The organism is Ruminococcus sp. RTP21359st1_H3_RTP21359_211015 (genome assembly GCF_040909065.1).
GTDB lineage: Bacteria > Bacillota > Clostridia > Oscillospirales > Ruminococcaceae > Hominimerdicola > Hominimerdicola aceti.
This window is the reverse complement of sequence record NZ_JBDGDD010000046.1, coordinates 1-14846: the sequence shown is the minus strand read 5'-3', so window position 1 is coordinate 14846 and position 14846 is coordinate 1. Positions and strand designations below refer to the sequence as shown.

The following is a 14846-nucleotide window of genomic DNA, read 5'->3' as shown; positions in this document are numbered from 1 at the left end:
AGTTTAGTGTTATTGAGTTTTTGAGGAAGAGGTGAAAAAAGAACCGCCCCTGTACTGTGTTTTTCAGTACAGGGGCGGGTGATTATCGTATATTCCATATAATCGACACTATTAAGTCAATAATATATGTAAGTTATAGTTATTGAAACAGTTCACAATCTTTAAGTATTTTTTCTATGATCTCCCATATAGCCAAAGACGGATTTTCCTCATAATACTCGTATTTTCTGTGTTTTTTCGGGACATTTACTTCTTCATTTTGTTTCATTATCTGTTTTGATCGTTTTATCGCCGTACGAACATCTTCAAGTGTAAGTTTAGATAAACACTTTTTAAAATTCCTTTCTTGCTTGTATTTATCCATACTCTCAAAATGCTCATTATATGCTCTGTTTATATATTGCAGGTAATTGCTTCTATGAGTTTGTGGCGCTTTCATCTCAGCCTTATGAAGAATGATCCACAAATCAAAAGTCAAATTGCTATATCCAAATTTGTATGTTACTTTTTTACCATGATTTTTAATATCAGCCATTTCATCAATAACTTTTTTTAATTCGGTCGAGTGTTGATGACCATTACTTTCATAATCACATAGATGCCAGATTTCAGTTTGAGTTATTATAGACATACGTTTCACTCGGCGTTGAGGACTTTTTTCAATCTTACTATCCAGTTTTACAGTTATAACAGAGTTAGGATCATTGTTGATGATTTTTTCCAGCCAGTCTAAATACCATTTCTCCGTGTCACCTTCAACGGAAAAATAATACTTGACCTGAGTTTTTCTTTTCATTATGATTTTTCCTCCTTTTCTGAAGCTATGAGTTCCTCGAATATCGGAGTAAAATCAATATCTTTTATTGCTCCATACCTGCTGACAAAGTAATTCTTCATATAGTCCTCACCTTTACGTACTCCATAAGTACCGGAAGTACCAAAGTCAGCTAACGAATAAATTGAACTTGCTTGGTCTTTATTACGCTCAACAAATTTGATCTCATCTCTTCTGAATATATTGCCATTCAAAAAGATTGGATTATGTGTATTGAATATCAGCTGTGCGTGATGAATATTGATTTCATCATTATGAAAGATATTTATTATGTTCATCAATGCCATTGGATGGATAGATGCATCAAATTCATCAACAACAAGTGTTCCACCGGTGTGTATAGCTTTAATGACTAACGGAAAAAGATTTACAAATCGGTAAGTACCATAAGATTCAAATATTTCTGCTGCAATAGCGAAATTCTTTTTGCCTTTTGCATTTTTCATCATAGAGCAAAGTATTGTTTTATTATCTTCTTTGTTATCTACATAGCCAAGTGCATTTGAACCGATACCAAATATTTCAGCCGCCTTGTTAGTGGTCTTATCAATATAGATCGTTTTCTTCTGAGGGTCTGAGAATCGTTTTATCAGCTGCATTGAGTCAGAACGATAAATCACCATGAATTTGTATGAAAACCAATCAACTATGATCTTGACAAGGTCTTTACTGAAAATTAGCTTAAATCCATTAGTCAGAAACAGTTCCTCATCATTAAGGCTGTTAAGAATGATATCTTCAGCAAAATCAGCTCCGAGTCCTTGAGCATATGGCACATAGTCGGAAATATTTGCAAGATTGCCGATCTTAAGACCATCTTCTCTTTGAAAGATCATATGCTGATTTACAAAAAGTGTTTCAGATACGATTTTACGATCGTAGTCCGTATCAAGAAAACTTCCAAGATCAAGTTTCAAAGCATACTCTATCAACAAACCATTTGTCGTAAACTTTATGCAGAATTCGACAGGCTCTGCTTCTTCTGACATATTATTCGGAATAAGCTCAAGCAAAAATGCAGCACGATTAGGCGAGGACTCATCCTCTGAATCACGGATATTTCCTCTTAGTACAATTGCCCTCATAACATCCATAGCTCCTATTATGTTGGTCTTTCCAGAAGCGTTCGGACCATAAATAACAGAAGAACACAAACCCCTGATTTTTTTCTTATTGCAGTTTTCTTCTAAGATGCTATAGTCAAGCTCAGTTTGTTTTGGCTTCTTAGTCATATCCAGTTCAGCCTCATCAATAAATGATTTATAATTTTTTAATTTAAAACTAAGCAACATAAAACCATCTCCGTTTTGTAAAATTATCGCAACTTATTTATTATATTATAACGCAATTTAAGGACTTTGTCAATATTATTGCATACGATTTTGCAAGAAATATGCAAAATCAAAGTTTAAAACAACTTTTTATTGCTTTCATTACTCCACTAAAGCTTTCTGAAAAAACACCGACTTACCATACTTCTTTTTAGCCATTAGATATAGTTTAATCTCCTGATCTGTAGGAGGATAAAATCCCAGCAAAGAATCCAAAGACTGAATAAATGGTATTGGTCTGCCCCTCATTGTAATTGGAGAAACACCATAACGCTCATAATGCTTCTTTATATTATTCTGGCGTTTATCGCTAGGGTATACATTATCAAGTGCAGTTTGAAGATCTTCTTTCGGATACTTATCAAGTTCATCAAGCAAAGTGACCATTCTTCTGCACCTTGCCTTTTTATTGCCTGTCTCATCAAAAAGATATTTTATCATCATCTTGCTTTCAAGATGACAAAGGTTAGTAGGAAATTTAAAAAGCCTGTTATAAACGCGGCTTACTGATGACGACATATTTACATAAGCATTTTTCAAAGTCCGTTTTAAATTTTTCTCTAGGAAATGTTGTCTTATATATTTTCTCTTGCACCTAAGTTCTATTCTTAATGTGTCCTTAAAATAATCAACACACTTATTATAATAGCAATTATCAAGTGCAGCCTGATGCTTATTGTATACTACAAATTCAAATCCTTGAGAGTTATTTTCTATATTAAAAGAATTTTCTCTCATAAATGAAGGACAATTTTCCTCAAGAGATTTATTATTAGTATAACCATCATACATAGGTATTCTGTATAGCATCTTATTTACTTCCTTGATAATATTCTCGGGAATGCCATGTACATCTCTTGCGATGTCGAGTCTGCTAAGATTAGATTCATCTATGTCACCTATCTGGAAGTCTGAGTCGATCTTATCCATAATGTCAAACAGTGTCTCTATAGCTTCATCAAATTCATCAGTACTATGTATCTGCTTTGTCAGATCCATATTATATATCAACATATTCATATTAACTATAACTGTAATTAAAAATGGCTTGCTATAATTTTTAATTTCATTATTGGTACATTTTCTTATTTCTAACCTTATTCCATATTGAATATATTCTAAATTTATAAAATTTTGAAATCCTATCCATTTATAATTTTTACTATTAAAATTGCATTTAGAAATTAATTCTTTATATTTTTCTATATCAATAGCTTTTATTAGTTCTATTGTATGAATAAAATAATTACTCAATTTACGCACCGTCCTTTTCGGTTTATTTTAGTTTATTGTTGTCCTAAAATAAAAAATAATTAAATATAGACTAAATTAGATAGAATTATAGGTGTTTTATATCTAGTGGAGATAGATAACATTTATTAAGATTGACTTTATATGATAAAAATAGCTATAATATAGTTTTTATAAGTAAATACTTATAAATTTTATTTTACTAAGAAAAAAATCCACTCCCTTTTTCTAACAAACAGGGCATGGATTATTAACCTATATATACATATTTTAGCTCTAATTTGAATCTATTCATCGCTATAATATTTATTATATTTTTCGTAAATTTCTCAAATTGACTTTCTGATATAATCTCATTATAATAGACACTTGAAAAAAATTCGAGCCTATGATAGGGGGAATTTTTATGCAAAGAAAATCACATAAGAAAATGTGAATATATTTGCATTTCACTTTGCCAGTCGTAAAGCAATAAAGATGCTTCTAAATGGAATTTATTAGAGTACACATATTATAAAAAGAATAAAACCGCAAGTACAAGCCGTTTTTTGAATCAACAGCGTAAAACTTGCGGTTTTTTGTTTAGAAATAAAATTCAATGTAATTATAAGGAAAAGAGTGTGCTTGATTTAGCACTCGGCTCATCTCAGCCGTATAGTATGAACGAGGTTTATATTTTAACAACAGATAAAAGATCAGAGAGCTGTTCATCGCTAAACACAGGATAGTGACCATATAGTGTGGTGTAAACTCTATCAAGAACTTCTTTGCGGCTAGTGATTTTTTGTTTCACACTATTATTGTATGCAGAATATGACTTATCGGAAGAATTATTTGTATCTTTTTGCTTTATCAACTTTATAAACTTTTCTAACCGCTTACAAAGCGTGATAACATCCTCCTTGATACGACCAGCGTTATTGTTATTTAAAACAAGCAGCTCACATCTTTTTAACGCCATAACAAAAAGCTCATAATTCTCCGCATAGTTGTTGTCATCTTTATTATCATCATTTTTCTTATCACAAGTACCAATATGACACGCTCTCAAAAGATCACGAAGTATGCGGTTCTTCTTCAAACGCTCCAAACTCTCTTTTTCTTCTTCCGAAAGACTGTCCATATCATAAACGAACAGCTTATGCTCTTGCTCCGCATTGTCCTGCGAAACGGCTTTTTCTTCTTTAAGTACCTTGCGTTCAGACGGAATGACCCTTATTTCACGTCCTAGCGGTTCCCATACGTTGCGTCTTAGTTCAGTACCTATTTGGCTTTTACCATATGTTTCAGTTGAAGTGCCGTACCAATCAACAAGTGTGTCACGGCCAATGCAGTTACTGTCCGAACGCTCACTGATAAGAAAATGCCATACTCCCAGCAGGAAACAGTCGGCGGTAAAGTTAAACTGTTTATCGACCATTTCACTTTTAGTCGCACTTTTGCCGTTTCCGAAAATGTAAAACGCTGTATCGTCGGCGATGTCCTTATCATCTCTTATCGCTCTCAGCAGTTCATCGACCATTTGTCTGCACTTATTTTCATCAATGCAATACAAAACAAATTCGGTCATAAACGCAAGCGATGTCGGCGTATCGGACTGTATATCTTTTATAAATGCCGCTTTTATCTCATCTTTTTCCGGCATAAGAAATTTAAAATTGAAGAGTTCCTTTTTGCAATTTATCAGATTGCTGTTCAAGCTCTTCAATGTATCCGCTCGTTCATTATCATCAGCATACCAATTCAAAGTAAGCGCAGAGATAAAATACTTGAATATAGTTGTCGATATTACAGTATTATTTGCTCCCAAAAATCTTTTTTCTGCTATGGCTTTATCTTTTCTAGTATACCTTGACAAGAGTTTCAAAAAGATACCTAGAGAAAGATACGAACTTTTATGAGTTTCTTCCATTTGAATGTTTCCTCCTTTTCAACATAAATCAGCGCATATGTACAAGTAGCATAAAAATCGCGCTGAAACTTTGTGAGTATTCACTTGCCGTTAACCCGTTAACATCTTTGCGTTAACGGTTCTTGGTGTGATAAACTCTAAACAGACAGATGATCTGATAGAGATAAAGTACAACAAAAATACTATGTGTCAGCAGCTTTGTAGTGCTTCTATTATATCACTTATTTACAGATATTTCAACTACTACTTGCTTAAAAGGAGAGCTTCTTATGAAAACTTTATTATTAACTCCAAAATTGCCGCAGGAGTATATACTGAAAGACGGCTGTTATTACAACTCAAAAGGCAAGATAACGGAATGGTCGATAATGCAATTAGAGTTTTATTCCACTATCAATACCCAGCACATTTGTACTAAGTACGTCAGATTTCACATCAAGCTAGCTGAGCAGGATAAGACGTATAGTTTCGATTGTCCGCTAGCACTTGCGATAGAGGGAAAGGCTTTAGACATCTTTTTCGACTATCAAATATATGCACTTTGCAGCGACAACCTGTTTTCTAGATTCATATCATCGGTAGTGAAACTGAGCGTATTCGGCCAAACACCGGCAGAGAACTATGCCATAGATCAAGGCTATCTGAAACTGCCAAACGGAAAAATCGTTTTCGGCTTAGGCGACGAGGTCGTCAGTGCTTCCGACGAAGACCCTGTTATCTCTGAAAGCACTATAAAGCTAAAGAAAAGCGATAACAGCGGCGACTTTACTTCATATCTCGACAAGCTTATAAATTCGGTATCGTTCCCGTCGGCGGCATTCATAGCGTCCTTAGTCGCTTATGTCAAGCCGATGTTCGAGAACGAGTTAGACGAATATGGTTTTACCATATACATTTACGCCGATTCAGGGCTTGGCAAAACGGAATTTTCAAAGCTGCTCAGTGATATTTTTGACGATCACGACAACATCGTTTCATTGTCCAGCGATAAATATGCAATCAAGAAAGCCGCAAAGCTGAAAGATTCATTGATAGTTATCGACGACCTGAATCGCACGGTATCATCGAGGATAAGAAATTCCAACGAAGCAAAGCTCTGCGACTTTATACAAATGAATCAAAGCAGCGGCAACTGCCACTACAAAGACATCGAGGTGAAACTCGACAACATAGCTATCGTCACAGCAGAATATGTCATCAAAAACAACAGCACCATAAACAGGTGTCTGCTAGTCCAGCTTGAAAACGCCTTTGACAGCGATGAACTTACTCTGTTGAAAAAAGAGCACGGAAAGTACATTGCGTTTCTAAAAGACTTCATCTTGTGGCTGTGCTGGAATTATGAAAAAATATCCGATGAATCAGCGTATTACAAAAGCAAGAACGATAATAGCAATATCGGCAATGAAAATAGCGGCAAGCTAAAGCGGATAATGCGTACCTATCAGATACTTTGTATCACGCTGGATATTTTTAAACGCTATCTTAAAGAACAGCACGATCTTACGGACGAGCATATCAAAGACTTATCTAACATATGCAAGACCTCGATAGAAAACTGTATCAACGACACGATAGACCATTGTTTGACAGATGATAATAAGATAGGCAGAGAATTTATCGACGAGATACTTCTCGGCATATTCCAAGAGGACATTGTGTCCGCCGATTTTGCTGAATATTCCAAAGAAGCGAAAAAAGCAAGAAAAAACAAATATCTGCAACGATACGTCTTTTATTTTGACGGCTCTTACCTTTGCGTTGAGGCTGACGTTTTGACAAATTGGCTGAAAACCAGATTAGAGCTTGAGGTAGTACCCAGTAAACAAAAAGTATCGGCGCAGTTAAGATATTATGGCCTGCTCAAAGTTATCGGCGGCGAGTACACATCTACTATTTCAGAGGACAAGAGCAGAAAATATTATCAGCTATACTTGCAGAGATTGAAAGAATGTCAGGCTGAGATCGCCAATATATCGGCAGACGAAGTGCATTATGGCTGGGACGATACTTCAAGATCTTCTGATTATGGCAGTTGGGGAGATAACTCGGACGACTGTTTTGAAAACATAGATGACCAAGAGCCTTATTAACTCCATACTAACTGCAGTTTTCTAAAGAATAGAAAGAAAGTCGAACAACGCCCATAAAAAGGAGCAAAGTCCTATTTTACACTAATACATTATTTTCAAGATACCAAGGAGGTAAACGATTATGGATATGGTCAGAGAAAGGGAACTCAACGTCCCTATATTTCAAAAGCAAAACCTCACTATCGAGGAAGCCGCCGTTTATTCAAACATCGGTCAGCACAAGCTGAGAGAACTCACGGCGGACGAACGCTGTCCGTTCGTTTTGTGGGTGGGAAATAAAAGGCTTATCAAGCGCAGGCAATTTGACGAGTATATGGCGAGAGCTTATTCTATCTGAATCATATAACCAAAGCTAAATTTCAGCAGAATTTAGATATTCGTTTTTATAAGGAGGAAATAGCAATGCAGAATAAGGTCAGATATTCAAAAGGAAAAAGACTTAAAAAAGGCGAATCTGAGCTAGCAAACGGCACTTACAGATACCGTTATCAGTCACGCAGCGGAAAACGAGTTTATATTTATGCGAAAACGTTGGACGAGCTTCGCCAAAAAGAGGAGACGGTTGAAACTAACAAAGCTTATGGTATCCGAGTGGACTCTATGAATACGACTCTCGACCAACTGGCAGGCTCGTGGTTTTCGCTTAAAAAGGGTCTTAAAGAAAATACATATCAGAATTATCTTTATATGTACAATACTTTTGTCCGTGACGAGCTGGGCGGATACAAGATAATGAGCATACGCTATGCGGATATACTCGGTTTCTACAACGAGCTTGTCGAGGTAAAAGGGCTAAAACCTAACACTGTAGATAATATCCATACCGTAGTTCATCAGGTGCTTGACTTTGCCGTGCAAAAAAATTTTCTGATGAACAACCCTTCTGATAACGCACTCAGGCATTTGAAACTTGAGAGCAAACAACATACTGAGAAACGTATCTCGCTAACTCTTGCAGAACAACAGTTATTCATCGACTATATGCTGAAGTACCCTCAGTGTAATCATTGGTATCCTATTTTCTACATAATGTTGAACACAGGAATGCGAGTTGGTGAGATAACAGGATTGCGCTGGCAGGACGTTAATCTTGAGAATGATTTGATAACTGTTGACCATACCTTAGTCTACTTCAACCATAGTGAGAACGGCTGTCATTACAATATCCATACGCCGAAAACTCGTTCAGGTGAAAGAACTATACCTATGCTTTCAGGAGTAAAGGCGGCTTTTGAGCAAGAGCGAAAGTTCCAGCAGGAAGCAGGGATAAAATGCGATGTTGTCATCGATGGGTACAGCGACTTTATTTTCACAAATCGCTATGGGAACGTGCATAATCAAAGCACTCTGAATCGTGCATTGAAAAGAATGATAGCCGACTGCAATCGTGAGCAGCTTGCGAATAATCCAAAGAACGCCGATGTCACGCTCCTACCGAATTTCAGTTGTCACATTCTCCGTCATACCTTCGCAACACGTCTTTGCGAGTCGGGCGTAAACATCAAGGTCATACAAGATGTTTTAGGTCACGCAGATTTTGATACGACAATGAACGTCTACACCGACGCCACAAAGGATTTCAAACAGCAGGAATTTAGAGAGCTGGATAGGCTTATCTCTAATGGTGGCAGTTTTGAAAAGTCAGATGAGTGATAGAAAAATACCGATACGATCTATTTTGGATTCATATCGGTATTTTTTTGCTGAAATTTTCATGTGTAAAAAACAACGTTTTATAAATGATTATGTGCCGTTTTATAAAAGATCTTATTCTCGATTACCTTTTCTATTGGTGCAGGAATTCTCTTTATACTCCTTAAAGATTCAATAGCTACTTTTTTTATGCTTAATCTTGTTGCTCTGTTGATTGCGGTTGAAGCCTCTACTTCTGATTTTGAACTTTCGATAAGACTTTCCATAAAATTCTGATAAGAACAGATATATTCCTGTCTTAAACCTTCGCTTATATTAATAGCTACATAATTTTGAAAGTTCAATATATTTTTCCCATCTATATTACTTTGTAAAACTATTAGTTCATTTTCTCCACTATATCTCCATTTTATTCGTTTTCCAAGTTTCTCTTTAAAGTCAATAAATTCCTTATCGCTATAGTACCATGCTACACCATCTACACCCTCAACCTTACGAGAATATCCAAATTCATTTGGACCATCGGTATATCCAACCGCATAAATTGAGCAGTATTCCCTTGAATCATGATGAAGATATGAGAATTCGTTTATGATCTCTTGGGCACCTACTGAAGTTGGTCTAACAAAAAGTAAAATAATAATATGATTCTCATTCAATTCTCTTTCCTGACGTTCGATCTGCTCATATGTATTTACTGCATACATTATTTTTCCTCCTTATCAAATCAAAATAACAACATTTTTATTACAGACGGGTTACCTCAGAACAATTATATCATTTTTTTACAAATAAATCAATAGTTCGACCATATTTACATAAATAAATCACCGACACAGCCACAAAGCCATATCGGTGATAACTTATCATATCTTTACGCTGCACCTCATGAAAATGGTGCAGATTTGGTGCATTGGTGCAAAATAATGTGACCTAAATGCACCGAAAAGCCCGTAATTACGACACTTTCTTACTCCAACGTCTTCATTGTAGGGAAATACCCACACCGCCTTTTTATATCTTTTCAAAAGCCCGCAAACCCTTGATTTTACTGGATTTGCGACGTTTTTGCTTTTTACAAAAGTTTATATATTCTCGCAAAACCTACGCCATTTTGGCGTAAAATTGGCGTATGGGGATTTGGTGGGGTGGTGGGGATTCTACTATAAAACAGTTTAGATTTTATTGGGCTGAAAAAATTAAACAGCTTTTTTTAGAATCTATCTTCCAACTCTTCGTTTAAAAGCTTTTCTTTAATGATAATAGTGTTCTGCCATTGATATTCTCGCTTGACAATTCGTAGATCTCATCTAACTCAAGCATTAAGCCGGTGGGGTTTCGCCCTATTATTACATATTGGTTTTGCGCATCAAAAGCAATATACTGCCTCATTTTATCGTCCAACAGAATATCTGCATTGTCTATTACAAAAAGCTTATCCTTCGAATTTTTTATTGAAGCTTTGTAATTCTTTTTTTGGTCAAGGTAATTAAAGCACCTTATTCTTTTATCATTTGCAGACAGTTCTTCAATAAATGAATACAGAGCGGATTTGCCAACGCCAGAGTCGCCTGTGATAAAAGTAACGTTGTAATCAAAATGTAGATCAATGATGAAGGAAGTGTGGGTAGTATTGATCTCTTGCATCACGATCGGTTTAATCTTCATTGCTCCACCACTCCTTCAGTTCTTCATAATCCTCTATTTCTCTGCATTTCTTCTTACTCTTATCGTACACGTTCACTCGTGTCATATCAAATGATATAAGCGGATAATCACAACAGATTTTTCCATCATCAAGAGAATAGATCATATCAAGAGCATTATCACCACATTCTCTTATGTCAAAAATCTTATCAGTATTGTACATTATATTCAATACCGTCTTGCAGCCACTGGAAAGCTTATCAGTATTCAGCGTTGTTCCGTCAAAACGTGATTTAATTGTATATGGCCCGGTCAATTCAGCGTGGTCAATTTTTTCAATTATCTCATTTGCCTTATTATCCAGCATTTGAGCAGTATATTTGTTAAAATAAACATCGTTCAATTTAACAATTTCTATTGATTTTGGAATCTGACCGTGTTTATATATTGTAATCATTTATTACCTCTCTAACTGCAACACATCTTTTAAAATGGAATACTGATAAATTTGTCTTGCCTTATCCTCCGAAGAAAGCCTATTTGTATCCAAACCGCAAATGTCGTCTGCTTGTCTGTTTTCCATTTCACAACAGTTATTAACAAAGCACTCTCCAAGATGTCCCTTGTCAGTTTCAAATCCTGTATTACGTGTAATGTCGTACAACAGTTTTGCTGACAACTGCTCTGTGTTGTAGTTGTTTGAATAGTTAAGACTATTCTTAAGTTCTATAAGTTTTTCTTGACTCCTAGAATTCAATTGTATATCTACAAAAACATCTTTTGCTCTAAGCAAGTCTATTCTCTTATCTTTCAATTCATCGTCTTTAGCAAATACCCAATCCTCTAATTTTTGAAAAGATAAAAGCGCAAATTCAAATGAATGGATTTCTTTTATTTGAACGTTTTCTTTTTGTTCTACGCTTTCTTTTAATTTTTTCACTTCACGTACAACATCATGATTATCAACAGAACTATCTATTAGAATATAATATTCGTTGCCATCAGCCTCAATTCTTGATGCTGCCTTTCGTAATTCTGTATTATTTCTTTTAGTTTGTACAGTAAACTCAGGATTTATCACTTTGAAAATGTTTTTCCAAAATTCAAACCCAGAAGCACTATCCTCGCACCAAACATATTTACTCATAATAAACCCCTAACTTTTTGCAATAAACAATCTGCTTTAATTATATCATTTTTTTATGCGTAAATCAAGATTAGAGACCTGTTCAAAAATAATCTCGTAAAGTTTTTCGTTAATTTTCGGCATTTTAGAGTTTCTACTGTTTATTTAATTTTATGGTATATCTTTTAGGTTCAGGGGTTTCATCTTGATATCTAAGAAATTCTTCGCTTTCAAAATCTGGAATCCCTTTGGAAAATTCCGACACTTTTTTCAGATAGTCAGCATCTTCTTCTACAAATAAAATATCATTCGACGAGCATTCGTTTATGGAAAATTTCACTATAAAGACATTGGAGTTTAAAGTGTAATTATAATCTGATATTTTGTCTATTTGGATTTCTTCAAAAGAATAATATATATTCAATATAAATAGTGCTGCTAATGCCCTTATTAATGAGTTTATATTAGCTTTATGTAATTCATTTATTCGATTATGTTTTACTGAACAGTATGCAACATAATAATCATTTTCATCACTGGGGATATATCCCATTGGGGCAAATTCATTTCCCAAACCATGTGTATCAGTAAAATACATATTTGGCGAGATTATTTTTACTTGTTTGTCCGACAAGTTCCACTTCTTATTAATCTGATTAATTGCTGCTCCTATACTATCTGAACTGCGCTTAAATTCTATTTTGTATAATTCGAAAAACAAAGACTCTATCTGTATACTTATAGCGATTAATAGGTCTGCTATTTTATTTGAAAATGTCCATATTTGGTTGTGCCCGTTTTCACTTGTTTCATCTGAAAAATGAATATAGTAGGATAAATCTACAACGTCACTTTCTAACTTCTTATAAACTGACCAAAACATATTTGATTTGTCCGACATTTTACATACTCTCTTTCTGTGTTTTTTGTTTTAAACTCAATAAACTTTTTAAGTTCAGCTCGCAACGCTACAATTCGGCTGTCAATTTCAACCTTTCAATGTTGGAAATGGTAATGTATCTAATATATATTATCAAGGTTAGTATAACGAAAATTGCCTATCAATTGCTTGTATTAAGTGTATATCATAAACCTATGTCATTTTTAAACCATTCGGTACAGATAGATTTGTTCAAGGGCGATTTTATAGTCATATCAAGTACATCACAATCTAAAAATAAAGCTCTATAATATCTACAGTCAGAGGCATCTAATCCTCTTACCTGTATTTAAAGTGTTATCATCGCGGTTTTTGAAAATATTTGTTATTCTCATTATACCATTTTTCTGCGGGGAAAGCAAGCCAGATTGCACAAAAAACAAGCCACACCCCGTGCTGTCAAATCGGCATAGTGTATGGCTTGTCTATTATTATTTTTTCATTGCATTTAAAATAGAATAAATATTTTGTTCGGATAAATATCCGGAAGGGATATGGCTCTTGTTCTCGTGATACTCAAGATTTGCTCTGCCATTAGTTTCTGCCACCAGCAATGCAGTAAAAAAACGCTCCCAGCTGAAATACTTTTCACAATCTATATGTTCTGCCGGGTCAGCCAAAATCTCTTGAACATTATCGTTACGGTCAAAAATCGCCGAGCGAAGAATAAGCCATTCAAAACTCTCCGGCAAAAAAAGATCGATCTTATTATTTGATACAGACCTTAAATACATAAGCTCTTTGATTTCTGAACCAAGTGCCGCAGCGTCGGCTATTACAAGAATATGCTTACCTTTATGCTGTTCCAGTAATTTTACAATTCCGCTCTTTCCGTTAGAACTGATACATTCGAGATCGTGATCTTCAGTTGCTTTCTTAAAGAACTGAAGACCCGACCTGCTGTCTTCAACGATCACAATATCATACGGAAATGCTGATATATCCTTTTTTGAAATGTTCTTATATATCTTCTCGAACTTCGGTTTTGCACCATTTTTATGGATCTTCCTGATAGCATCTATGCTGTATGGAATTTGCGCCAACGGCTCTCTTGTTACAAGAACATAATAATTATCAGAACCCTGAATCGCTTTTGCAAACTCATAAGAAGATAGAAATGGTGTACTTTCTTCAACAAAAACAATGCTCTCGTGGGTATTTTCAAGAATGGTTTCCCAATTAGCATTTGACAATACAAGGCAAGGTTTACTGCACTTTAAAATTACACCACTTTGTTCACCAAGTTCGGAATAGTTTCTCACCATATTGATGAGTTTCGTTTTTCCAGTGCCACTGTCCCCTGTCAATATCGTTACATTTCTCTCAAGAGTAAAATTAAACGTTATGTGCCTGTTTTTTATTTGTATTTTTATTTTACCCCTCATTTTCTTCACTCCTCAGATATCTATCTGCAAGCATCAAATATTCAATTGGGTCTGTAATCACTTTTCTTTTCCCTTCATTTATTATTTTCACAGAAAAAGACTTTCCAAAGTCCATCAAATGATGCAATGATACCGTAATATCCTTGTTTTCAGCCATTTCAAGCAGATACTTTGAGCAGTTATCTCCGCAATTTGAAATATTGAAGATCTTTTTAGGCTGATTATATATCAGCAAAAGAGTCTTAACGCCCGCTGACAATTCCGTTGAATTAAATTTGCCAAAAATATCGTTTTCTATAAGATCAGGGCCAATTACAGTTGAGTCATCAATATCCTTAATGATCTTTTTTGCAAATGGTTCCATGACCCACATTTTATCATACTGATTTGCATAATAGACCTCAGTATTGTATATTTCTTTAGGGTGTTTTCCAAAAAATATTCTAAGCACAACACCATCTCCTTATAGCTATTATTCACAAGCGAAACGGACGTATACGCCCATACAGTCTGCCTTCTTGAAAAATTTTGTTATTCTCATTATACCATTTTTCTGCGGGGAAAGCAAGCAGGATCGCATAAAAAACAAGCCACACTTGTAGTGCTACAATAGATATTGGACAAAATTAAGAAAAAAGAAAAGAGAGATAGGCAAAAATCTGATAAAATAAAG

The 14846-nt window shown here is 34.9% G+C and carries 14 protein-coding genes; 3 read left to right on the top strand and 11 right to left on the bottom strand.

Going from position 1 to position 14846, the window contains the following annotated elements; translation table 11 throughout:
- Window positions 1-139: 139 nt before the first annotated feature.
- The 4 genes from AB5Z01_RS12815 to AB5Z01_RS12800 all read right to left on the bottom strand — a co-directional run bounded on the left by AB5Z01_RS12815 (window position 140) and on the right by AB5Z01_RS12800 (window position 5329).
- Complete coding sequence (locus AB5Z01_RS12815; RefSeq protein WP_195221035.1) at window positions 140-796, bottom strand: RloB family protein; 657 nt, start codon at window positions 794-796, stop codon at window positions 140-142.
- Window positions 796-2127 carry an ATP/GTP-binding protein gene (locus tag AB5Z01_RS12810; RefSeq protein ID WP_195221034.1) on the bottom strand — a complete coding sequence of 444 codons (1332 nt, stop codon included), beginning with the start codon at window positions 2125-2127 and terminating at the stop codon, window positions 796-798. The genes AB5Z01_RS12815 and AB5Z01_RS12810 overlap by 1 nt, the downstream gene beginning before the upstream one ends.
- Window positions 2128-2268: 141 nt before the next feature.
- On the bottom strand, window positions 2269-3420 hold the full coding sequence (locus AB5Z01_RS12805; RefSeq protein ID WP_195221033.1) for a phage/plasmid replication protein: 1152 nt from the start codon (window positions 3418-3420) through the stop codon (window positions 2269-2271).
- Window positions 3421-4087: 667 nt separating this feature from the next.
- Complete coding sequence (locus tag AB5Z01_RS12800) at window positions 4088-5329, bottom strand: hypothetical protein (protein ID WP_287216439.1); 1242 nt, start codon at window positions 5327-5329, stop codon at window positions 4088-4090.
- A gap of 269 nt (window positions 5330-5598) precedes the next feature.
- Between AB5Z01_RS12800 and AB5Z01_RS12795 the strand changes: the two genes are divergently transcribed.
- From AB5Z01_RS12795 to AB5Z01_RS12785, 3 genes are all read left to right on the top strand, one after another.
- A complete protein-coding gene (locus AB5Z01_RS12795) occupies window positions 5599-7422 on the top strand; it encodes a hypothetical protein (RefSeq protein WP_287216438.1) in 1824 nt (607 codons plus the stop codon).
- 127 nt (window positions 7423-7549) lie between these two features.
- A complete protein-coding gene (locus AB5Z01_RS12790; RefSeq protein WP_117876691.1) occupies window positions 7550-7759 on the top strand; it encodes an excisionase in 210 nt (69 codons plus the stop codon).
- Window positions 7760-7824: 65 nt separating this feature from the next.
- Window positions 7825-9075, top strand: a complete 1251-nt coding sequence (locus AB5Z01_RS12785; RefSeq protein WP_368365585.1) for a tyrosine-type recombinase/integrase — start codon at window positions 7825-7827, stop codon at window positions 9073-9075.
- 80 nt (window positions 9076-9155) lie between these two features.
- Here AB5Z01_RS12785 and AB5Z01_RS12780 read toward each other — a convergent pair whose 3' ends face one another.
- The 7 genes from AB5Z01_RS12780 to AB5Z01_RS12750 all read right to left on the bottom strand — a co-directional run bounded on the left by AB5Z01_RS12780 (window position 9156) and on the right by AB5Z01_RS12750 (window position 14624).
- Window positions 9156-9782 (bottom strand): hypothetical protein, encoded by a 627-nt coding sequence (locus AB5Z01_RS12780; RefSeq protein WP_265290697.1) that lies wholly within the window; start codon window positions 9780-9782, stop codon window positions 9156-9158.
- Window positions 9783-10314: 532 nt separating this feature from the next.
- Window positions 10315-10743: an ABC transporter ATP-binding protein gene (locus AB5Z01_RS12775; RefSeq protein WP_227221117.1), complete on the bottom strand. Its 429-nt coding sequence runs from the start codon at window positions 10741-10743 to the stop codon at window positions 10315-10317.
- A complete protein-coding gene (locus tag AB5Z01_RS12770; protein WP_330023615.1) occupies window positions 10733-11179 on the bottom strand; it encodes a DUF4869 domain-containing protein in 447 nt (148 codons plus the stop codon). Before AB5Z01_RS12770 ends, AB5Z01_RS12775 begins: the two co-directional genes overlap by 11 nt.
- A 3-nt stretch (window positions 11180-11182) precedes the next feature.
- Window positions 11183-11869, bottom strand: a complete 687-nt coding sequence (locus AB5Z01_RS12765; RefSeq protein WP_303259268.1) for a hypothetical protein — start codon at window positions 11867-11869, stop codon at window positions 11183-11185.
- 133 nt (window positions 11870-12002) lie between these two features.
- A complete protein-coding gene (locus AB5Z01_RS12760; RefSeq protein WP_303259267.1) occupies window positions 12003-12749 on the bottom strand; it encodes a hypothetical protein in 747 nt (248 codons plus the stop codon).
- 470 nt (window positions 12750-13219) lie between these two features.
- A complete protein-coding gene (locus tag AB5Z01_RS12755; RefSeq protein WP_287216433.1) occupies window positions 13220-14173 on the bottom strand; it encodes a hypothetical protein in 954 nt (317 codons plus the stop codon).
- Complete coding sequence (locus tag AB5Z01_RS12750) at window positions 14163-14624, bottom strand: DUF4869 domain-containing protein (protein ID WP_117957102.1); 462 nt, start codon at window positions 14622-14624, stop codon at window positions 14163-14165. The genes AB5Z01_RS12755 and AB5Z01_RS12750 overlap by 11 nt, the downstream gene beginning before the upstream one ends.
- Window positions 14625-14846: the final 222 nt, after the last annotated feature.